Origin of the sequence: Rossellomorea sp. NPDC071047, from assembly GCF_050270195.1 — a bacterium.
Taxonomy (GTDB): Bacteria; Bacillota; Bacilli; order Bacillales; family Bacillaceae_B; genus Rossellomorea.
The window spans coordinates 1,075,307-1,096,414 of sequence record NZ_JBNNJT010000001.1 but is presented as its reverse complement, the minus strand read 5'-3'; the positions used below and the strand labels follow the sequence as shown (position 1 = coordinate 1,096,414).

Here is a 21,108-nt window from a genome sequence, read left to right as displayed (position 1 = left end):
TATCGAGATGGGAGTTTTTTTTTGTGAATGCCTGTATTCTCATGGAATGAAAATTAGAGAGTAGAATCTCTGTTAAGTAATCTGATGGTTTTAGTATTGGTATTTATGTCTACGGTTAAGGATTTAGTGGAAGGGAATAGGAGGAATGGAGGACGATGATTGGGTGATATTCTTTTGGAGGTCCGTCCCTTAAAGGAATTGAAGAAGCGTTAAGAGAATATAGTACCTATGGGTGTGGTAAAGGCGGGTGAGGGTTTGTTGAAAGAGATGATGAATTTTAGGTATGATGAGTATCCTTTTGAGTTGTTTTCGGTTTCCCATTTGGCAGCGATGATTGTCTCGTTTGGATGTATGATCGGTTTGTATGTCCTTAGAAATCGACTAAGCGGCAGAGGTAAGGCTGTGATTAAATGGCTTCTCGTGGTGCTGCTGGTTTTGAGTGAAGCATTATTTCAAATTTGGTACATTATCAATGATCAATGGGATATAGCCATTAATTTGCCATTTCAATTATGTTCCATCTCATTATATCTGTGCACAATCATGCTAATTACGAAAAACTATAGAATCTTTGAAATCAGTTTTTTTGCGAGTATGACAGGTGCTTTTATTGCTATCATGACACCTGAGTTGTTTTTTGGTTATCCCCACTTTCGTTATTTTCAATTTTTCTTAGCACATTTGGCGATTGTATTATCCTGTTTGTACATGGTATGGGTCGAAGGCTTAACATTGATGTTCCGGTCTATGGTGAGGGCATTCATCGCTTTAAATCTGATTGCTGTCATCGTGTTCATAGTGAACAGATTGGTAGGGGCAAACTATATGTTTCTTTCTCATAAGCCGTATAATTCAAGTCCCATAGACTATTTAGGCGAGTATCCCTACTATCTCCTGGCTCTTGAAGGTGTCGCGCTAATATTATTCAGCCTTCTTTATTTACCGTTTTATCTCTTAGAAAATAGGAAAAGTAGAGGAAATGTAAATACATGAAACTTTCCTGGGTTTCAATTCGTCTATTAACATATAAGAAAAGTCAGGTGTAGGGATGATGAGTAATAGTATAATGATAAGTATTATCATTTTGGTTTCTTACAGTCTAGGAAGTATAACAGGTGCTTATTATATAGTGAAAATGTTTACCGGAGAAGATATCCGTAAACTGGGGAGCGGAAATGTCGGCGCGACGAATGCAGGTCGGGCTATAGGAAACAAAGGCTTTCTTCTGACGCTGCTGATAGATGCCGGGAAAGTGATTCTTGCATTAATGATCACGGCACAATTGGCAGAAGGTGAGAGTTTCTTTGTTCTCAGTTCTATATTTGTTATGATCGGTCATCTGTTTCCAATACAGCTTGGACTTCACGGTGGAAAGGGAGTAGTTGCTTACTTAGCAACTGCATTATTTCTTAACCCCCTTACCATTGGGATTTTCGCCATCACTATGGGAATCTCATATATGATATTAAGAAAATACACCATCGCAGGTTTTCTTTCGATGGCAACCATTCCGATTACGGCATATGTGATTGAGGGTTCATTCACCATTTTTATCGGATTATTGTCACTTTTTTTGACAGTTCTGTTGGTCCATAAACGATAACTGAAGTAAACTGCGGATACATAGGAGGTACGAGAATGGAAAACCTTTCTCTTCAGTATAAAATTGCAAGTGAATCAAATGAGTTTCAACAAATCTATGCATTAAATTATCAGACCTTTGTAGAAGAAATACCTCAACACGAAGGAAATCCAGAACGCAAACTGATTGATAAGTTTCATGATGAAAATACATATGTTATTGCTAAAGATGAAGGTGAAGTGGTGGGCATGATCGCGGTTCGTGCCAAGCGTCCCTTCTCTTTGGATTTAAAACTGAAAAATCTAAATGAATATTTGCCGGCTGATGCCGTTCCATGTGAAATTCGATTATTATCCGTAAAAGATGCATATAGAAGTACGAGGGTCTTTTATCAATTATGTGAGCGTTTAGTATCCTTTTGTTTGGAAAAAGGTTATACGATGGCTCTCATTTCAGGAACGGTTCGTCAGCTAAAGTTGTATAAACGAATCGGTTTTCAGCCTTTTGCCGATCTAGTGGGGGAGGAGGGTGCGAAATTTCAGCCAATGTATTTAACCCGTCATAGCTTCGAAAATTCGACGAAAGCATTTCAGCGATTAATGATTCGCAAAACAGAAAGTTCAGTTCCGCTTTCTTTCCTTCCTGGACCGGTTCCCCGTCATGAAAAGGTAGAAGAAGCGTTCAAAGGGGAAGCCACTTCTCATAGAAGCAACGCGTTTATTAATGAAATGGATGAAGTAAGAAGATCATTATGCAAAATAACAAACGCAAACTATGCAGAAGTTGCAGTGGGAACGGGCACCCTATCTAATGATATGGTTGCAGCTCAGCTGAAATGTCTGCCAGGCAGCGGCTTAATACTTGCAAACGGAGAATTTGGATACAGGTTGATTGATCATGCAAACAGATTTGATTTACATTTTCATACGTTCGAAAAGGACTGGAATGAAGCAATTTCATTAGGCGAAGTAGAAAGCTTACTCCAGGAAAATCAAAATATTAATTGGCTTTGGACGGTTCATTGTGAAACGTCGACAGGCTACTTGTATGACCTGAAAGGGTTACTTTCTCTGTGCAAAAGGTATGGAGTGGAGCTATGCGTCGATGCCTGCAGTTCGGTTGGGACCATTCCAGTGGACTTTAAGGAAGTGTACTTCGCCACAACGGTAAGTGGGAAGGGCTTAGGCTCTTATCCCGGCCTCGCCATTGTATTTCATCGAGATGGAATACAGCCCAGCCCCACAATTCCAAGGTACCTAGATATGGGAGTGTATGAGGTGAATGGAAGTATCCCATATACCCACTCATCTAATCTAGTAAGGGCGCTAAGTGAGGCACTGCATTTTATGGAGTATGAGTTTCATAAATATTTAGCTCTGAGAGTAAGGTGTGTGTTAACTCAAGGAGGATTTCATATACTAGGGGATGAAAACTATTCTCCAGGTGTGATTACAATTGCACTGGAGAGGGAACAGTGTAGTAGACAGTTTGGTGATGTATGTAAAGCTAGAGGCATTTTATTAAGTTATGAAAGTGACTATTTAGTAAAGCGAAATTGGGTGCAGGTAGCACTTATGGGAAGACAAAACGAAAGAAAGGTTTTGGAAGCAATGAAAATACTCAACAAAGAATATCAAAGCAATGTCGATTCAAGGGTTGTGAAATGAGTAGATTATCCCGTTTTATAACTCGATTTAAGACATACAAATTAATTGGGTTTGCACTCGTAACCTTATGGTTAAAAACCGTATTAGTTTCTTTTATTGGGTTTAATTTACATATCGAATCCTTCTTGGACTTATTACTCATCATATTTAATCCTCTCGGTTCATTAATGCTATTAATCGGTTTCAGTTTTTACTTCTCAAAGAGAATAAAACCCGCTGTTGTCATCCTTGCTATGGGGATTGCAACCGGGCTTTTATACGGTGATCTATTATATTATCGATTTTATTCAGATTTCGTTACCGTTCCGATTTTATTTCAGTTTAAAAATGTGGGGGGGATCGGACCAAGTACCTTTGAACTGATGAGTCCCTGGGACCTCCTCTTAATTGTAGATTTTCTTCTTGTAGGGTGGTTATTAAAGGAAAAGTGGACGTCTACCTCTTCCATAAAGGTCTCAAGAAGGTGGAAGCTTTCATACATCGGGCTGAGTCTAGTGTTACTACTTGTAACAGTAGGATTAGGGCTGATGAAATCCCCATATTTATTTGCTGAATCATATGACAGAGAGCAATTGGTCAAATCAGTGGGACCATACAATTATCACTTATATGATATCGGTGTTGAAGCTACGGTACCTTTCACCAAGATGCTTGCCAGTAAATCAGATACAGAAGCGTCCATTAAATATACACAATCCAAGAAACATAACAACTCAGATTTGTTCGGTGTTGCCGACGGAAAAAATGTTGTATTGATCAGTATGGAATCTACCCAAAATTTTGTCATCAACCAAAAAGTCAACGGAGAAGAAATCACACCGTTTTTAAATTCTTTAATCAAGGATAGCTTTTATTTCAATCAAATTTATGATCAGACAGCTCAAGGGAAAACGTCAGATTCTGAATTCATGATCGATACGGGGTTATACCCATTAGCAAGCGGTTCAGCATTTGTTCGCAAACCGGATAATCGTTATAAAAGCATGCCTCACATCCTGGAAAAGAAAGAGGATTATTATGCGGCAGTTTTCCATGGGAATGATCGTACTTTTTGGAATCGTGAAAAGATGTACGAATCGTTAGGCTACAACCGCTATTTTTCAAAAAGGGATTTCACGGTAACGGAAGAAAACTCTGTTAACTACGGTTTAAAGGATATCCCGTTCTTTGAGCAATCCATTTCGTATCTTGAGAAATTACCTCAACCGTTTTACACCCGTTTCATTACACTGACCAATCACTTTCCTTTTTTATTAGAAGAAGAGGATAAACTTATTCCAGAGGCTTCAACAAATGAGGATGTTGTGAACCGTTACGTAACAACCGTACGTTATGAGGATGAAGCGATTAAATCATTGTTTAACAGGCTCAAGAAAAATGGAATGTATGAAAACACAATTTTTGTACTATATGGAGACCATTATGGCATCTCCGAAAAATATGAAAATGGAGTGTTCGAGCTATTAGGGCAGGAAGACACTCCGGTAAATCATGTGAAACTTCAACAAGTTCCACTCATTATCCATGTGCCTGGTGAAAAGGGTAAAACGATCGAGACGATAGGGGGAGAAATCGATATTCGTCCAACCATTCTCCATTTATTAGGGATTAAAACGAAGGATAATCTTTCATTTGGACATAATCTCTTCACTCGGAAAGAAGATCATCCTGTTATTTTCAGGGATGGTGACTTTGTAACTGAAAAGTATGTCTTTAAAGACAATGTTTGCTATGATACAACTGAAGCATCGACTTCTGAATCAGTATGTGAGCCGTTTAAAGAAATCGTAAGAAAAGAGTTAGGCATGTCTGATGATATTATTTACGGAGATTTGTTGAGGTTCTTAGATTAGATGAAGAAAACCCGGCTCTACTAAAGAGTCGGGTTTAGTCATTCGTATATAATCATCGATAATATTATTATGTAAACTTAAGTCATTCTAATTCATTCTCGATTTCCTGTAAGATCTATTTCAGAATTCATTTCATAGAATCTTCCATTAAAGCCGATCACTTCTAAACTTAATAGGCGTTTCGGGTCATTTAGGCTCATGTAGTGTCTGTTTATACGTAATGTAAATAGTCCAGGAGAATAGGCTCCGTTTCCATCTGCAAGCTTAATCCTCTCTGTAATGTTCCCATTCCCACTTTCCAATTCAATGATAGAGCAGTCTTTATTGCAATCAATATTGTATTCTTCTTGCAGCCATAGGGTAAAATCTTTTTCTGTCGGCTTATTGAGAATGGTTATAATGCAAAGTGTTACGATTAGACCTATTAGAAATAGGAATGTCCCTCTTTTGCTCATTGTATTTAGCCTCCCATCAGGTTGTAGAGCCCTGGAAAATCTTGATAAATCAAGTGTATCATAGATTAAGGGAGATGAGGTTATTCCAATAAAAAAGCTCAGGATACAATACCCTAAGCTTTTGGTGACGATGATTGTTTGGTTGTAAGGGGTAGACGAATTTTCACGACGGTACCCTTATTCAACTCACTTTCGTACTCAATCATTCCACCCATTTCACGGATAATCTTATTCGTCACCATGCTTCCAAGCCCGGTGCCCTTTGTTTTCGTGGTGTAAAAAGGTAAACCGATCTTTTTCAACTCATCCCCGTTCATTCCTTTTCCCGTGTCTGAAATATTGATTACCACATTGTCCCTGGAAGAGTCTTCTTTTAATAAAATGGTGATTTCCCCATGTTCCTCAATGGATTCAATTCCGTTTTTTATGACGTTCATAATCGCTTGCTTCATATGATGCTCATCACCCTTAATATAATGGGTGTCATTTTGGTTGAATAGTATCGATGTATTCGAATAGGAGGCAAATGGTCTTAGTAAGTCGACACAGTCCTGTAGCACTCTTTCCAGGTTGAGTGTAGACAGCTGAAATTCACTTGGTCTTGCTACGCTAAGGTAGTCTGTGATGATTTTATTCGTACGATCTAATTCATTCAGTATAAGAGGGGAATACCTTTTAAACTGTTCATCCTCAGTGTCCTCGCTTAGATGCTGTATGAATCCTCTTACGGTTGCAAGGGGATTGCGAATCTCATGGGCAATAGAAGCCGCCATCTGTCCCACCATATTCAATTTGTCGAGATACATCATTTCTTCGATTTGTCTGTTCGTGTGAATCAAATGTTCAATAATGAACACCAAAGCCACAAAAGTAAAATAGAAAACAGTGAAATAAATGAAATAAAACTGCAAATGAAGAATAGGGATAAAGCTATTGATAATCGTGATGTAAAACAATGAATGAAACAGGAAGATGATCGTACTCCCCAGTAATTTATATTGTGTCTTTAATAACATCTTACGAAAGAGAATACCTATTACAAACGCAAGGACCGAGACTGCTATTCCAACCATGACATAAGGACCGCCTATCAAATAGCGGAAAATGATCACACAACCTAAAACGATCGATCCTGATAATAATCCGGCGTAGATCGTTGCTATTAAAATGGCGATCATTCGTAAGTCAAAATGAGTTTTTCCAAGGGTTTCAATAGGATAAAGCATACACAATAAAGCCCCAAAGGATGCAATCAGACCATATGTGATTTTATGTTTAAAATGTGGAACTTGTTTTTCTTTAAATGGAAATAATACGTTAGCATTATATGTAAATGACAACAAGATTGTAATATTGACCAACAAAGTTTTGATTAATGTAATCAAAGAAAAGCCTCCAAAACCTAATTTACCTGGAAACAGAAATCAGTTCCAGCCTATCCAAAATATGAATATACAAGTATTAAAAATACTTTATTTTACCCTTTGAGTCAAATTTAATTATCTGAGGGACGGACCTGGAATTTATTAATGTTAAAATGGTTAGATAACTTGATTATCATGATTAAAACAAGGTATTCGTTATATCAAAGAAAGGTGGAAGGTGCTCATTTAGAGGTCCGTCCCTCACTATAAGCAGGTATTTTGAAGGTGATGATAGAATATATAAGTTATACAAGCCGGTTTTTATGGGCCTTGATGGATTGGTTTTGTGTATGTTACATAGATCATTTTGATTCCAGTGAGATGAGTTCAGTAGTTGTCGCGGGATGTTTATCTTTGGAGGAGGAATGAAGATGATTGATGGACAGGTAATAAATCAATTGCAGCAAGTTAAAATAAAGCATAAGAAGATTCCCCTTAAAGAGGTAGTGAAAAGAGCTGTTCTCATCACCATCGGGGCGATGATCATGGCGGTTGGACTTGAAATATTTCTAGTTCCGAACCAGGTGATTGATGGAGGAATCGTTGGTGTCTCGATTATGCTCTCCCATATTACAGGCGTTAAGCTTGGTCTTTTCATCTTTATCCTTAACATCCCCTTTTTCTTCATCGGATATAAACAAATCGGTAAAACCTTCGCATTCTCTACTCTATACGGAATTATCATACTATCGATTTCAACTACTTTTCTTCACCCCGTAGCTGCCTTCACCCAAGACATTCTGCTGGCTTCTTTATTCGGCGGGATCGTTCTAGGAATAGGGGTGGGTATGGTCATTCGTTACGGTGGATCTCTTGATGGCACGGAAATCCTTGCTATTTTATCAAGTAAAAAGCTGCCATTCTCTGTCGGTGAAATCATCATGTTCGTCAATCTGTTCATTTTGGCTTCTGCCGGATTTGTATTTAGCTGGGATAGAGCCATGTATTCACTTCTTGCCTATTACGTAGCTTTTAAAATGATAGATATTACCATTAAAGGTCTGGATGAATCCAAATCGGTTTGGATCATAAGTGAAAATTACAAGGAAATCGGTGATGCCCTCTTACACCGTCTGGGGAGAGGAGTGACCTATTTGAAGGGAGAGGGGGCTTTTTCAGGAGATGATAAGAAAGTGATATTCTGTGTCATCACTCGTCTGGAGGAAGCGAAACTGAAAGACATCGTTGCAGAACATGATCCGTCCGCCTTTCTAGCCATTGCGGATATAGCAGAGGTAAGAGGTGGAAGATTTAAGAAGAAAGATATTCATTAGACGTAAGAGGAAAGCGCGGTAGAGGGAAGCCCTTTACTGTGCTTTTTATTGATTTGTATCTGAAAATCAATAAATTTGGCTATTATCGTGAAAATTCAGGCTGATGATTCATTGGAATTGACTGTTCAGTAGCTTACAATTCCTTATTGTCGTCCCCTGTCGGTTATAGTATGATTAGCTAGATTATCACGAGAGGGGGGAAGAAGAGTGAAGGAAATCATGTTGCTTGTGCTATTTTGCTCTTTTGGATTTTTCCAGCAGATAAACGATGTTCAGGCTCACTGGGAAGATGAAGTCATTCAGGATCAAGCTCATATGGCTGAACTTGACGATGATTCTTTCTCATTAACTTCTTCTATAATAAAGAAGAAAATAGAAGATAAAAGCAGAGCTCCTTTTAAAAGAGTTCTGCCTCTAATTCCTCCCACACTTTTCGATGACGGACTAAATTCCCAATATCGTGGGGATTCAACCGGGTTTGGGGTCATCGTGAAATATCACTCCAACTATCTTTCATGACTGTCATATACACAGTATGATCAAACGATAAGAGGAGAAATGTAAATGGAAGTCATCATGTTAATAAAAGCATTCATATTGGGAATGGTTGAAGGGTTAACGGAGTTTGCTCCTGTATCTTCCACCGGCCATATGATTGTAGTAGACGATTTATGGATCCAATCGAAAGAAGTATTGGGTAAATATCCGGCAAATACGTTCAAAGTTGTGATCCAACTAGGCTCAATTTTAGCAGTTGTCATTGTATTTAGAGAGAGATTTAAAGATTTACTCGGATTTAATCAACGTAACGCAAGTAAATCGTCCAATTTAAAAATAACCCACATACTGGCTGGATTAATTCCTGCAGTGATTCTAGGCTTGTTATTTGAGGATTATATCGACGAGCATCTTTTTTCGCTTAATACAGTTCTCGCTGGTTTAACGATCGGTGCTTTCCTCATGATTGCAGCCGATTTGTTTCGTCCCAAAAGCGTTACAGTGGAAAACGTCGATCAGATGACGCATAAAAAAGCGCTGGTGATCGGGCTTATTCAGTGCCTATCATTATGGCCGGGTTTTTCGCGGTCAGGATCCACCATTTCGGGGGGGGTTTTACTTGGATTAAGCTACCGGGCAGCATCGGATTTCACCTTCATAATGGCGGTTCCGATAATGCTGGGTGCAAGTTCGCTTTCTCTTATGAAGAACTGGATGTATTTCACCCCTGAGTTTTTACCATTTTTATCGGTGGGATTCTTAAGTGCATTTGTATTTGCTTATTTGTCGATACATTTTTTTCTGAAGATAATTAATAAAATCAAGCTAATTCCTTTTGCGATCTACCGACTTATTCTAGTCGCGATTATTTTTCTTGTTTTTATTTAATCACTCTTGACAGTTAGAAAATACTACCATATAATTTCAATAACAAATTTCTTTTAAGTTGAATATACTATACGAAAGCAAAGAAGAGGACATGATTCATTCCTTTTTATCTTGATCAGAGAACAGGGTCGCAGGCTGAGAGCCCTGAAGAGAAAAGAATGATTTACCACCTCGGAGCTATTATGGTGAAATTTGAGTATCCATAATCGGGAAAACCGTTATCTTACTTAAGCGAAGAGTAATATTTTACACTTCTGAATTAGGGTGGAACCACGACCGCACTCGTCCCTTGGTTAGGGATGGGTGCGGTCTTTTATTAATTGAATAAAAAAGTGATGAAGAGGACACGAATCATTTGCTATTTTCTAACCAGAGAACAGGGTCTATAGGCTGAGAGCCCTGAAGAAAAGGAAATGATTTACCACCTCGGAGCTATTATGGTGAAAAGTCAGTATCCATAATCGGGAAAACCGTTATCAACTTTGAGCGGAGAGCTTTTGTTTAGCACTTCGGAATTAGGGTGGTACCACGACCGCATTCGTCCCTTGCCAGGGATGAATGCGGTTTTTTCTATATAAAAAATGATTAGGAGGAAACAATATGTCAGTTCAATCTGAAGTGGATAAAAGAAATCACAGGAAATTAGGTCAGGAGCTGGAGTTATTTGTATCGATGGAGGAAGCGCCGGGAATGCCCTTTTATTTACCGAAAGGGATGCTATTACGTAATGAATTAGAAGACTTTTGGAAGAAAGAGCATCGGAAAGCAGGATACCAGGAGATTAGAACTCCCATTATGATGAAGCAGGAGCTATGGGAAAAGTCAGGTCACTGGGATCATTACCATGAGAATATGTATTTCTCAGAGGTAGATGATCAGAAATATGCGATCAAGCCAATGAGTTGTCCAGGGGCTGTCTTGATCTATAAAAGCAAGAGAAGAAGTTATCGGGAATTACCCCTTCGTTACGGTGAATTGGGATTAGTTCATCGACATGAGCTATCGGGTTCATTAAGCGGACTATTGAGGGTCCGTTCCTTCACTCAGGATGACGCTCATCTATTTGTCAGGGAAGATCAGATTCGGTCGGAGCTTCATAAAGTATTGGATCTTATCGATCTTTTCTATAGCAAATTCGGGTTTGACTATAAGGTTGAGCTTTCGACTCGTCCTAAAGATTTTATGGGCTCCGTTGCATTATGGGATAAAGCTGAAGGAGATTTGGAAGGTGTATTAAAAGAAAGAGGAGTCAATTATCATATTAATAAAGGGGATGGTGCTTTCTACGGACCAAAAATAGATTTTCATATATTGGACGTTATTGGTCGAAGCTGGCAATGTGGAACAGTGCAACTTGATTTCCAAATGCCTGAAAAATTTGAGTGTGAATATATTGGAGAAGACAATGGGACAGTCAAACCGATTATGATTCATCGAGCGATTTACGGTTCGATCGAACGCTTTATGGCAATCATCATTGAACATTTCGGTGGAGATTTTCCACTTTGGTTAGCTCCTTACCAGGTCAAAATCCTTCCGATTTCCAAAGCGCATTTCCAATATGCTCAAGGTGTGAAGTTTCAATTGGAAAGAGAAGGGTTTAGGGTAGAAGTCGATGATCGTGTTGAAAAAGTCGGTCTGAAAATCAGAGAAGCAGAGATGCAAAAAGTTCCTTATATGATGGTAATAGGAGACAAGGAGGTCGAGAGTGATACTATTTCGTTACGTAAAAGGAAGGAAGGAAACGTAGGTATGTTGAAGGTAAAAGAAGTTATGTTGAAATTACAAGAAGAGCTAAACGGCTTGAATAGTTAGACAAACACAAACTAAAAAGTACACTTGACCATTTCCTGTATTTTCTATACAATTAGAGAAGGAAAATTCTGAATAGTGCGAGAGGAGGAGAAGGAATGTTCATCAATCGTCAATTATATTTCAGCATTTCTTCTCCTATAAAAAGAACTAAAAGGGTATTCATTTCCTTTTTAGTTCTTTTTTTATGTCCAGGGGAGGAAAATAGATGAGATACAAGCGTGTGTTAATTAAATTAAGTGGTGGAGCGTTGGCGGATAAGGAAGGAAATAACTTTGGCACTGAAGAGCTTAATCACATTGCAGGCGAAATCATGTCGATCGTCAATATGGGGATTGAAGTTTCCATAGTTGTGGGCGGTGGCAATATATTTCGAGGAAGCCTGGCAGATACATGGGGAATAGAACGTGTAGAAGCGGATAGTATTGGAACTCTCGGAACCATCATCAACAGTTTGATGCTTAGAGGTGTGTTGAAAAGTAAGACCGACAAAGAAGTTCGAGTGATGACTTCTATTCCTGTTTCAACGGTAGCCGAACCATATATTCGCCTTCGCGCCGTTCACCATCTTGACAAAGGATATATTGTTATTTTTGGTGGAGGAAACGGTCAACCCTTCGTAACGACGGATTACCCAAGCGTTCAAAGAGCCATCGAAACGAATAGTGAGGCCATCCTGGTAGCAAAGCAGGGGGTCGATGGTGTTTTCACGAGCGACCCAAAACGGGATAAAAAGGCGAAGATGTACCACAATTTAAATTATGATGACGTGGTAACGAATAATATTAAAGTTATGGATCAATCAGCTCTGCTGTTAGCAAGGGACTACAAACTCCCTGTACACATATTTAACTTCGACCAGGCAGGAATCATGGAGAAAATATGCTCCGGTCAGAAACGTGGAACACTGATTAATCACGAAGAGACGAGACTTTGAATGGACATTTCGTTTACATAAATATAGATGGGGGAGCTAAAGATGGATTATTCTTTTCAAATCATAACTCAGGAGCAAGCTGAGCATATTGCCTACAACTGGAAATATGATGGGGAATTTGCATTTTATGATCTTACAGCGGATGAAGAGGATTTGGCGGAATTCATAGATGGAGAGCAACGTGGAAACTCAACCTATGCTGTCCTTCACCATGGGGAAATGATTGGTTTTTACACATTTAATGTATTAAATGAGTCGACTATTGATATCGGTTTAGGCATGCACCCGAATCTTACAGGAAAAGGAAAAGGTGAGGCGTTCACCAAGGCTGGTGTTGATTTCTCGATCACAAGGTATGCTCCGGAAAACTTGACTTTGTCTGTAGCCGCCTTCAATAATCGTGCGATCAAGGTGTATAAGAAAGTAGGGTTCGTTCCTATAGGAACATTCATTCAAGAAACAAATGGAAGTCGTTATGAATTTATCAAAATGAATTATTCCCTTAGTAAAAGAGGATAGGGATAGCATAATGGAAAGATAAACTCCATTGAGCATAAGAGACAGCCACGTGTGGCCGTCTCTTTTGTTTACACCATTTCCTTATAGAACTTTTCATACCTGTGGGCCACATCAAAGTCCAAAACCGTGAGGCCATTTTCATTCCAAGAGGTCAACTCTACAATAACCAATTTGTATTGAATCGTTATAAAAGGATGATGATTCATTTCCTCGGCTGCCTCTGCCATTTTGTTGACAAACCGTATTCCTTCAAGGTAATCCTTGAATCGATAGCGCCGTTCAATCCATTTCTCTTCTTTTAAGCGCCATTTCTCAAGAGTTTTAAGATTTTGAGCAATGGCAGTTTCACTTAACTTCCTCATATTGTAACTCCTTTCCTACCAAAAATGACATCAAGACCATTTTGAATAAGACGTGCAAACCGATCCTGCTTACTTAAAACAAATAAATCTTTTAGAAGTTCTTCCTTTAACTGTGATTCTGGCTTGTGAATCTGTAGAAGTTCAATAATTTCAAGTCTAAGCAGCCACTCTTCAGGGAAATCCTCATTCAGCTTGCCTACTATACTATGAATAAGATCTCCGGAAAAGGCTACTTCTCTCAGTTCCCTGACCTCTTTGAAGAGGCTGTCCAATGGTGTAAGTTCACGATACCCGAAATCCTCTTCTTTAATAAGAGGGGTGTCCCCGAAGAAAGCATCATAATCTGCCGCATGTGGCCGTGCTGAGACGATTTCACTGCCTACTGCCAAATCGTATGTTCCCCAAGAAGGGTGGAATAATACAAGGTCACCCAAAGTCACCATACATTCATCAATTGATATGAGAACAAGATGATGCTGGTGAAAGACAAGATTCGTCACATGTCCAGAAACTTCAATCCCACCATCAAACGTTATCTGCATTATTTTATTCATCTCAATGCCAAGCTTTCTTAAATCCGCTTCGGTCTGGTTCTCAAGAATGGTGCCATCCTGAAGGGTCCCAATTGGTGCACCGAAGCCATCAGCGTGATGATCTGTCCCGTGATGATGCAGTTGCTCGTTTTGGATGGAAAGTGAAGTAGGCCCTGCGGTTTTGACGTAGATAGCCTCACCATGCTCATTTTTTATGACTTCTTTAAAGATGCCTGTGACTTGTATTCCTGAATTGTATTCGATATGTGCAAGTTGATTAGAATCAATGGCTTTATCTATAGCTCCTGTTCCACCTTTTCGGAAAGCCATCGTCTCTCCGAATTTCTCGACTTCTTCAATGAGTTGTTCAAAACTTTCACAAACAAATAATTGAGTCTGCATGGAGGTAACATCATAGCTGGTATGGATGGCGTCTTCGATGGAGAACGGCCTTTTGATCACTTCACTTGATAAACAGTGCTTGCTTTCTCCAACCGATGAAAGCAGTCCTGCACCGAAGATCTTCGGTTGATGAAAATCACCGATTAAACCGAATTCCACCGTCCACCAAAAGATTCGTGAAATTTGTTCTGCTTCAGATAGACCGGAAACGGCCTCTTGCTTTTCAATTAATACCTGCTTTGCTTCTTCAATTTCTTTCTCTGTGGAGTTTGGATCCTCCATCACAATGGATAAATGCCTGGTTGCTTCAAATGCTTTGTGTTCTTCTTCAGTGGCAAAAGCGTTCGCTCCGATATTGCCGATTATCTTTACAAATCGGGAATAGGTCTCATCAAACAGAATGGGAGCGTGTCCGGCTGCTTCATGCAATATATCAGGAGCAGGTGTATATTCAATATTCGATTTTTGACGAATATCCGTTGCTATTGGAAGAATACCGTGAGCTTGGAAATCAAAGAACGCTGTACCAGGGATCAAACCGTCTACAATTGCAGCCCCCCAACCAATTTTCGCTAAGTGTCGGTTCATATCACTTACCTTAGGAATTTCGTGTATGTTAATACCGGAGGCTTTTAATCCTTCAGTGAAAGCTTCATGTGCGGTATCTTCCAGGAAGTGATGATTCTGTCTCATCACATAACGCCAGACGGCATGATCGATAGGGGTGTATGAATGATAGTGCTGTTCAGCTACAAATTGGCGTAAATGACTTGGAATGGTATGGTTCATATTAAATTCTCCTTATTTCAAGATGTTGTTTAGCGCTTAAACGCTTTTATGCATGAAAGTAGATGCATACAAAAAATCCCTGCTGAAAAAATCAGCAGGGACGAAAAAGATCGCGGTACCACCCTTGTTGTAAGCTAATTGCCTACCACTCGAATTGATAACGGACAATAACCGTCTTGTTCCACTACAGAACAAGAAGCTCAAGAAACGTAATTCATGATTTTCCTATGTACTAGTTCCCAGCACCACTAGCTCTCTATAACAGGGAGGAGATCACTACTTCAAATCCATCACAGCTCTTCACGAATATGTATGATCATAATGCTTTATATCTTAAACGCTTTTAAGCGTTAAAGTCAAGGAGATTTTTTATTGGATATATGATGTGTATGTAAAAATGAGTAATGATGTTGGTTATTTCAATTAAAAGAATATCTCGGAAATAATACTAAAGTGAATGTTTATAAAGATAGCCTCACAAATAAAAAACGCCAGGAAGTCCTGGCGCTATTCGTTATAGAATTTGTGTTTTTTCCTGGTGATCCTGAAGCTTCATCTGTTCCAATTCCAATCTCATTTTCTGGGTTTCGATCACAAAATTTTCGTGTTTCAGTTTTTCCAGTTCGAGTTGGTCTTCTACCATTTTTTGTTTTAGCTTGGATTGTTTTTGGAAATGGTCCGTTATGATTCCGAGGATGGGTATCGAAAAAATCATAATAACAGCAATGGTTCCAGTCATGACATTCCTCCTTTTTCTCCAAATCGTATTCGTTACTTAATAGTTAAATTATAACAAAACACGAGGTGGATTAGTATATAGTGTGGTAATGTTAAGATAGAATCTTTATAGAAGAATATACGAATAAAAACATAAAAGAGTTTCATGATTTCTAAATAAAAAGGGGAGTTAAAGGAACAAATATTTTTTTCGTGGGGAATACCAGGACCTCCATTGTTAAAGACAAAGTGGAATAAACTATAAGTTCCACTTCTTATACACATACGTTAGCATCGTCTCCCGGTATTTTCTAAGTATGGAATTCATGATGAAATACGTGAGGATACCGAAAATGGGGAGATTGATAAACATCCCGATAAAGAATGCTTTCCCTAATTGCATCCCTACATCTACTGCTTCACTGGAGTAATCTATGGACGGATGGATTACATCAATGGGGTAGAAGAGATATCCTACAACAAGATTCAAATAGAAGAAAAAAGGGAAAGCCCAAATCAAGGAGACGCCTCCTACTAATCCAGCAAAAGAATTCCCTTTAAACACCTTTGCAATCGCTGTGGAAATGAATGGACCTATTCCAAAAGAGGGAACGAAATTGATTAATAATCCAACCGTGAATCCTAATGCAATACTATGAGAGTTGTCTTTGAGACGCAATATTTTAAGAGTAAGACATTTACATTCACGAAGCTTTTTTCTAATCATGAAATCAACACCAATTATCGTTTACTTTCATACATAGTAAATAGTATGGTCAACTTTCTGTTTTTAAATATAATATTTCATAAGGTTTCTAGAAGTTTTTTTATTAGATTTCTTTAAGAAAATCTGTAACATGGTATCCTAGAAGTAATAGAATTTTTGGTAGAGTGAGGATAAAAGATGAAACTAACGAAAAAAATACCCAACATGGTCACGTTGGGAAATCTGTATTGCGGTTTCTTATCGATTGGGTTTGCCGCTAGCGGACAATTTAAAAACGCAGCGATTCTTATTATTATCGGCATGATGCTTGATAGCATGGACGGCAGACTGGCGAGGATGCTGCAAGCGGATAGTGTATTAGGAAAGGAACTGGATTCATTAGCCGATATTGTTACGTTTGGAGTCGCACCTTCTTTTCTTGTGTATTATACATATTTCTTTCAATTTGGATTATTAGGTTTTATCGTGGCAGGGTTATTTCCGTTATTCGGAGCTTATCGCCTGGCAAGATTCAATACCAGTCCGCCGAAATCGTCTCTACATTATTTCGTGGGGGTACCGATTACGGCAGCAGGGGGGATCCTGGCGATCCTTACACTGTTCGGAGATTTTATACCGAATATCGTAACAACGGTCATTTTCACAGCAATGTGTTTTCTCATGGTGAGTCGTATACGAATTCCAAGTCTCAAGGAAGTGCCTTTACCGAAGTACGGAACGATCGTGACTCTCTTTATCGGAGCATTATTATTTGTCATCTATAAAGGGACTTATGAGCAGTTTCCCTATTTGATTTACATTGCTACACCCCTGTATATCGCATATCTGGCGTATCGATTTATAAAAAGATGAAAATAAATGATCCGGGCTTTCATAGCCCGGATCATTTTTATTTTCCACTGTGCAAAAACTTCTCCTGAAAAAAACCATAATATCAAAAAAGCCAGGGAACAGGTCCCTAACTCAGTCAACTTAAAGAATTAAATAAAACCCATAACGAGTCCACCCACTGCGCCAGTCACCACGACGATCCAAGGTGGTAGTTTCCAAAACACCAGCATGCTAAACAAAACCGCAGCAAAGGCAAAATCCATTGGAGCAAGAATGGATGAGGTCCATAGCGGGTGGTAAAACGCTGCAATCAGAATTCCAACCACAGCGGCATTGACTCCCATCAGCGCGCCTTTTATCTTAGGATTCCTACGGAGGGAATCCCAGAATGGAAGCGTCCCTAAAATGAGTAGAAAGGCTGGAAGGAAAATCGCGAAAGTCGCTAGCAATCCGCCTTGCCACCCATTAATCACAGCACCAATATAGGCTGCAAAGGTGAAGAGTGGGCCTGGAACCGCCTGGGCTGCACCATACCCTGCCAAAAACGCTTCTTCCGTTAACCATCCGGTAGGAACAAACTCCCGTTCAAGCAGAGGCAAGACAACATGACCTCCACCAAAAACCAATGACCCGGAACGGTAAAAGCTATCGAATAAAGCGATCCATTCAAGGGATGTCAATTCCCTCAAAAACGGAAGAAGAAATAGTAAACCGAAGAATATAACTAAACAAATCAATGCGAATCTACGAGAAATCGGGAAGTCAATTCGGGCTTCATCGTCGGGTTTATGTTGTTTAAAGAGTAAAAATCCAATGAAAGCTGAAAGAAGAATGATCCCAATTTGTGAAAACGCTGTTTGCCATAATAATATGACCACTAAAGCAAACAATGCAATCGCTTTTCGTTTTAAATCAGGCGTCAACTTTTTCGCCATTCCTAAAATAGCATGAGCAACGACTGCAACTGCGACAATCTTTAACCCGTGTATCCACCCGGCATCTGCCACATCCAATCCTTGAAGAATGATGGCGAAAAGAATCAATGCAACGACAGAGGGGAGTGTAAAGCCTAAAAATGAAACAATTCCTCCAAGCACTCCTGCCCGCATGATCCCAATGCCCATTCCAACTTGAGAGCTAGCAGGACCAGGGAGAAATTGGCAAAGAGCAACCAGATCTGCGTAACTTTTCTCATCCATCCATTTTCTTCTGCGAACATATTCTTCATGAAAGTATCCTAGATGGGCAACAGGCCCACCGAACGATGTAAGCCCTAATCTTGTTGAAATAAACAGGATTTCAATCAGGGACTTTAAATTTCTTGATGTTTTCAATGTTTTTTCACCTTCTTTGTTAGTCTTTGATTTCTTTAAATAGCTCATAGGCTTTATCACGTGCTTCACTGAGTACTTTATTGCCTTTATCTGTAGTCGAATAATACTTCCTGATCTTGCCGTCCACGTTTTTCTCTTCTTTCTTTAGTAGTCCATCAGTCTCCATTGAGTGAAGAATAGGGTACATTGTACCCGAGCTTATGCTGTAGCCATGTTCTCTTAATTCCTCTAACATCCATGTACCATAAATAGGCTCTTCTTTGGCATGATGGAGTATATGGATCTGTATAAACCCCAGAAAAAGTTTCCGTAATACTTTGTCTTCCAATGGAACACCTCCCAATATTCAAATCGAAATCCAATATCGAAAGTCGATATCGGAATTTCATAAAAAGACTATAGCATGAAAATATACTGATTCCAAAGGTTTGACGGCAAATTTACAAACTCTTAACAAGAGGTACTTACGAATGTAAAAAAGCCATATCCACTGAGGATACAGCTAACGTTCATCATCATCCCTATCTTTATAAAAAAATGAATAGGTTTTGACTAAGCCAATCAAAAATAATCCAATGGCAAAGTAGGCAGGCAGAAGATGGATAAAAGAGGTATACCCGATAGCAAAATGAATATATATCCCCGATATAAAGGCAGGAAGCCCCCCTATCAGAAGGGTCCGCCAAACCCACTTGTTTCCTTGCTGAAAGCCCCAAAGTGAGAGAGTTAAGACCAGTAATCCGACACTTAGTAAAGCGCTGCCGAACCCCGCTCGATCATGTGCAATAACGGGAATGAGATTCTGGTTGAACTCATGAAGAATTTCAGGTGGCATACAGAGGTATAGGAGATCAGTCGGAACAAAAACAGAAGTAATCCCTAAGTAAGAAATGACAAGACCTCCAAGAACAAACGAAAATCCAAGTACAACAAATGCAAGCTGACCATACAGGGATTGCATCCATATAGTATGATTTCTTCGATTTCCAGATGAGGGAGTTCCATTTATCTCCCTTGTATGAATCCAGCCATATACGTAAAAGGGTAGCAAAACGACCCAAAATAAAAGATGAAGCCAGTCAAAATAGCCATACCCTATAAATAAGAAAATTCCCAGAAATCCTGTAATGGCGGCAATGTCTATTGATCGTTTGGCCCATAGGAGACCTCTTTTGACACCATGGAAGGAGAGCTGCATATACACTATCCCTCCAGAAATCATTGTACCTGCTAACGTCATCCGATCATGAGCCATAAATTTTACAATCCGGTCGTTGAATCCAGCAATCGATTCCCTTTTCATCCCCAAGTAAAGTTCATCATATGGCAGAATTACCGACGTTAAACTAAAAAGGAAGGCTAAGAGTCCCCCTATAAAAATAAATAAACCAAAATACCAGTAAGATTTCCATCCATTGGAAGGAGGTAATTGATCGTTCAAATCATCCAGTAATGCTTCGTTAATTCGTTTGGTTAAACCCGGACCCGAAAAGACATAAGCATCTGAAAGAAGAAGGAGGTCTGCACCCGCACTTAGTAGAGATAGAGCCTGACCTGGTTCACGAACTCCACCTGAAGTGATGATTGAAAGAGAAGGAATTTCTTTTTTGTATGAGCGAACAGTTGAAAGGAGGATATTGATATCATTTTCTTCTACAACGATTCCTGTAATATCCTCACCGCTTAATTGGTATAGAAGTTCTAACGTTGGATTTGAGATGAAAATCGGTTTGTCACTATTTATAGTAGCGGGGATTTCTTCACCTTCAACAATATAACCATCTGAAAGTTCATCTAATTTTTCCATCATAATAGATATTTCCTGGGGTGTCCCCGACAGTCGTATGATGAAGGGCTGTTTTTTTCTAATCTTCTTTAATTTCTCAAGAGTCCTCTTTAACCCAATAGATTCAAGAGGATCCGAGAACTGTATACGCTGCTCATTATGATACGCATCAGGGTATGCAGATTCTGATGAAGTATGTAAAGTTACAGGACCAATTTCAATAAAACCAAACCCCAAATGAACAAAGGCAGATGTACCTGTAAGTAAGGGATCAATTTTACCGGAGAGACCAACAGGATTAGTAAATTCCATCCGTTTGATTTGTTGATAAAGGAGAGGGGAGCACTCTTCTCTTCCTAAGAAATGGATGATATTAGGACCCAGGGGGAGGGAAGCGATCGTACTCATTCCTCTATGTATAATCTCTCTCGACACGTAAGCAGGGAGTTTGGATAAAACGGGTTTGAATATTCCGTGGTAGGACCAATCAGGCATAGTACATTCCTCTCGATTTATAAGTAATACCATTATTTTAACAGGTAATTAAAAAGAACGGATAGTGAAAATTGAGCATTAGTTAGTGTTTATGAAAAATTCGTTGGAAGTAATATTGACATAATTACAAAAAGGACACGCTTGTGAATTTTTTATAGTTCATTCCTCCCGTATTCTGTTAAGCCGGTTATATATCATAAAATACGAAGATATACTTTACAGG

The 21,108-nt window shown here is 39.1% G+C and carries 20 protein-coding genes and 3 other annotated features; of the genes, 11 read left to right on the top strand and 9 right to left on the bottom strand.

Translation table 11 applies throughout. The features are described 5' to 3' along the window. Positions 1–228 precede the first annotated feature (228 nt). Genes ACQKFO_RS05750 through ACQKFO_RS05735 form a run of 4 tightly spaced genes read left to right on the top strand, consistent with a single transcriptional unit; the run spans position 229 to position 5,102 of the window. Entirely contained in the window at positions 229–993 is a 765-nt protein-coding gene (locus ACQKFO_RS05750; RefSeq protein WP_427597369.1) for a TIGR02206 family membrane protein, read from the top strand. A 58-nt stretch (positions 994–1,051) separates the two neighbouring features. After that, complete coding sequence (locus ACQKFO_RS05745; protein WP_427597368.1) at positions 1,052–1,603, top strand: glycerol-3-phosphate acyltransferase; 552 nt, start codon at positions 1,052–1,054, stop codon at positions 1,601–1,603. A gap of 35 nt (positions 1,604–1,638) precedes the next feature. Continuing rightward, a complete protein-coding gene (locus ACQKFO_RS05740; protein ID WP_427597367.1) occupies positions 1,639–3,249 on the top strand; it encodes an aminotransferase class V-fold PLP-dependent enzyme in 1,611 nt (536 codons plus the stop codon). Continuing rightward, positions 3,246–5,102, top strand: a complete 1,857-nt coding sequence (locus ACQKFO_RS05735; protein WP_427597366.1) for an LTA synthase family protein — start codon at positions 3,246–3,248, stop codon at positions 5,100–5,102. The genes ACQKFO_RS05740 and ACQKFO_RS05735 overlap by 4 nt, the downstream gene beginning before the upstream one ends. A gap of 92 nt (positions 5,103–5,194) precedes the next feature. Here the strand turns inward: ACQKFO_RS05735 and ACQKFO_RS05730 are convergent, their stop codons facing one another. Then, positions 5,195–5,557, bottom strand: coding sequence for a hypothetical protein (locus ACQKFO_RS05730; protein WP_427597365.1), 363 nt, complete (start codon positions 5,555–5,557; stop codon positions 5,195–5,197). Between the two features lie 113 nt (positions 5,558–5,670). After that, on the bottom strand, positions 5,671–6,942 hold the full coding sequence (locus ACQKFO_RS05725) for an ATP-binding protein (RefSeq protein ID WP_427597364.1): 1,272 nt from the start codon (positions 6,940–6,942) through the stop codon (positions 5,671–5,673). A 410-nt stretch (positions 6,943–7,352) separates the two neighbouring features. On the opposite strand from ACQKFO_RS05725, the gene ACQKFO_RS05720 reads away from it, so the two are divergent. From ACQKFO_RS05720 to ACQKFO_RS05695, 6 genes are all read left to right on the top strand, one after another. After that, positions 7,353–8,255: a YitT family protein gene (locus ACQKFO_RS05720; protein ID WP_427597363.1), complete on the top strand. Its 903-nt coding sequence runs from the start codon at positions 7,353–7,355 to the stop codon at positions 8,253–8,255. Positions 8,256–8,462: 207 nt separating this feature from the next. Then, positions 8,463–8,774, top strand: a complete 312-nt coding sequence (locus ACQKFO_RS05715) for a hypothetical protein (protein ID WP_427597361.1) — start codon at positions 8,463–8,465, stop codon at positions 8,772–8,774. A 45-nt stretch (positions 8,775–8,819) separates the two neighbouring features. Beyond that, positions 8,820–9,641 (top strand): undecaprenyl-diphosphate phosphatase, encoded by an 822-nt coding sequence (locus ACQKFO_RS05710; protein WP_427597360.1) that lies wholly within the window; start codon positions 8,820–8,822, stop codon positions 9,639–9,641. A 71-nt stretch (positions 9,642–9,712) separates the two neighbouring features. After that, positions 9,713–9,934: a binding site (T-box leader), on the top strand. 33 nt (positions 9,935–9,967) lie between these two features. Beyond that, positions 9,968–10,190, top strand: a binding site (T-box leader). Positions 10,191–10,241: 51 nt separating this feature from the next. Then, positions 10,242–11,456 (top strand): threonine--tRNA ligase, encoded by a 1,215-nt coding sequence (thrS, locus tag ACQKFO_RS05705; protein ID WP_427597359.1) that lies wholly within the window; start codon positions 10,242–10,244, stop codon positions 11,454–11,456. Between the two features lie 205 nt (positions 11,457–11,661). Next, positions 11,662–12,390, top strand: coding sequence for a UMP kinase (gene pyrH, locus ACQKFO_RS05700; RefSeq protein ID WP_427597358.1), 729 nt, complete (start codon positions 11,662–11,664; stop codon positions 12,388–12,390). A 42-nt stretch (positions 12,391–12,432) separates the two neighbouring features. Continuing rightward, complete coding sequence (locus ACQKFO_RS05695) at positions 12,433–12,909, top strand: GNAT family N-acetyltransferase (protein WP_427597357.1); 477 nt, start codon at positions 12,433–12,435, stop codon at positions 12,907–12,909. A gap of 68 nt (positions 12,910–12,977) precedes the next feature. Here ACQKFO_RS05695 and ACQKFO_RS05690 read toward each other — a convergent pair whose 3' ends face one another. The 4 genes from ACQKFO_RS05690 to ACQKFO_RS05675 form a co-directional block, all read right to left on the bottom strand. Next, on the bottom strand, positions 12,978–13,271 hold the full coding sequence (locus ACQKFO_RS05690; RefSeq protein ID WP_427597355.1) for a 4a-hydroxytetrahydrobiopterin dehydratase: 294 nt from the start codon (positions 13,269–13,271) through the stop codon (positions 12,978–12,980). Continuing rightward, positions 13,268–14,995: an aromatic amino acid hydroxylase gene (locus ACQKFO_RS05685; protein ID WP_427597354.1), complete on the bottom strand. Its 1,728-nt coding sequence runs from the start codon at positions 14,993–14,995 to the stop codon at positions 13,268–13,270. The genes ACQKFO_RS05690 and ACQKFO_RS05685 overlap by 4 nt, the downstream gene beginning before the upstream one ends. Positions 14,996–15,088: 93 nt before the next feature. Further along, positions 15,089–15,298 (bottom strand) — a binding site (T-box leader). A 211-nt stretch (positions 15,299–15,509) separates the two neighbouring features. After that, positions 15,510–15,734: a hypothetical protein gene (locus ACQKFO_RS05680; protein ID WP_427597353.1), complete on the bottom strand. Its 225-nt coding sequence runs from the start codon at positions 15,732–15,734 to the stop codon at positions 15,510–15,512. A 237-nt stretch (positions 15,735–15,971) separates the two neighbouring features. Continuing rightward, complete coding sequence (locus ACQKFO_RS05675) at positions 15,972–16,439, bottom strand: DUF2062 domain-containing protein (protein ID WP_427597352.1); 468 nt, start codon at positions 16,437–16,439, stop codon at positions 15,972–15,974. Positions 16,440–16,616: 177 nt separating this feature from the next. Between ACQKFO_RS05675 and pssA the strand changes: the two genes are divergently transcribed. Further along, a complete protein-coding gene (gene pssA, locus ACQKFO_RS05670; RefSeq protein ID WP_427597351.1) occupies positions 16,617–17,291 on the top strand; it encodes a CDP-diacylglycerol--serine O-phosphatidyltransferase in 675 nt (224 codons plus the stop codon). 128 nt (positions 17,292–17,419) lie between these two features. On the opposite strand, the gene ACQKFO_RS05665 is transcribed toward pssA, so the two are convergent. From ACQKFO_RS05665 to ACQKFO_RS05655, 3 genes are all read right to left on the bottom strand, one after another. Further along, positions 17,420–18,652: a chromate transporter gene (locus ACQKFO_RS05665; protein ID WP_427597350.1), complete on the bottom strand. Its 1,233-nt coding sequence runs from the start codon at positions 18,650–18,652 to the stop codon at positions 17,420–17,422. After that, positions 18,624–18,932, bottom strand: a complete 309-nt coding sequence (locus ACQKFO_RS05660; RefSeq protein WP_427597349.1) for a PadR family transcriptional regulator — start codon at positions 18,930–18,932, stop codon at positions 18,624–18,626. Before ACQKFO_RS05660 ends, ACQKFO_RS05665 begins: the two co-directional genes overlap by 29 nt. A gap of 174 nt (positions 18,933–19,106) precedes the next feature. Further along, entirely contained in the window at positions 19,107–20,885 is a 1,779-nt protein-coding gene (locus ACQKFO_RS05655; RefSeq protein ID WP_427597348.1) for a dihydroorotate dehydrogenase, read from the bottom strand. Between the last annotated feature and the right edge of the window lie 223 nt (positions 20,886–21,108).

Coding starts and splice junctions, on each gene's coding strand:
- ACQKFO_RS05750 (WP_427597369.1), top strand. CDS start 229: ATGGGTGTGGTAAAGGCGGGTGAGGGTTTGTTGAAAGAGATGATGAAT.
- ACQKFO_RS05745 (WP_427597368.1), top strand. CDS start 1,052: ATGAGTAATAGTATAATGATAAGTATTATCATTTTGGTTTCTTACAGT.
- ACQKFO_RS05740 (WP_427597367.1), top strand. CDS start 1,639: ATGGAAAACCTTTCTCTTCAGTATAAAATTGCAAGTGAATCAAATGAG.
- ACQKFO_RS05735 (WP_427597366.1), top strand. CDS start 3,246: ATGAGTAGATTATCCCGTTTTATAACTCGATTTAAGACATACAAATTA.
- ACQKFO_RS05730 (WP_427597365.1), bottom strand. CDS start 5,557: ATGAGCAAAAGAGGGACATTCCTATTTCTAATAGGTCTAATCGTAACA.
- ACQKFO_RS05720 (WP_427597363.1), top strand. CDS start 7,353: ATGATTGATGGACAGGTAATAAATCAATTGCAGCAAGTTAAAATAAAG.
- ACQKFO_RS05710 (WP_427597360.1), top strand. CDS start 8,820: ATGGAAGTCATCATGTTAATAAAAGCATTCATATTGGGAATGGTTGAA.
- thrS (WP_427597359.1), top strand. CDS start 10,242: ATGTCAGTTCAATCTGAAGTGGATAAAAGAAATCACAGGAAATTAGGT.
- pyrH (WP_427597358.1), top strand. CDS start 11,662: ATGAGATACAAGCGTGTGTTAATTAAATTAAGTGGTGGAGCGTTGGCG.
- ACQKFO_RS05695 (WP_427597357.1), top strand. CDS start 12,433: ATGGATTATTCTTTTCAAATCATAACTCAGGAGCAAGCTGAGCATATT.
- ACQKFO_RS05690 (WP_427597355.1), bottom strand. CDS start 13,271: ATGAGGAAGTTAAGTGAAACTGCCATTGCTCAAAATCTTAAAACTCTT.
- ACQKFO_RS05685 (WP_427597354.1), bottom strand. CDS start 14,995: ATGAACCATACCATTCCAAGTCATTTACGCCAATTTGTAGCTGAACAG.
- ACQKFO_RS05680 (WP_427597353.1), bottom strand. CDS start 15,734: ATGACTGGAACCATTGCTGTTATTATGATTTTTTCGATACCCATCCTC.
- ACQKFO_RS05675 (WP_427597352.1), bottom strand. CDS start 16,439: ATGATTAGAAAAAAGCTTCGTGAATGTAAATGTCTTACTCTTAAAATA.
- pssA (WP_427597351.1), top strand. CDS start 16,617: ATGAAACTAACGAAAAAAATACCCAACATGGTCACGTTGGGAAATCTG.
- ACQKFO_RS05665 (WP_427597350.1), bottom strand. CDS start 18,652: ATGAGCTATTTAAAGAAATCAAAGACTAACAAAGAAGGTGAAAAAACA.
- ACQKFO_RS05655 (WP_427597348.1), bottom strand. CDS start 20,885: ATGCCTGATTGGTCCTACCACGGAATATTCAAACCCGTTTTATCCAAA.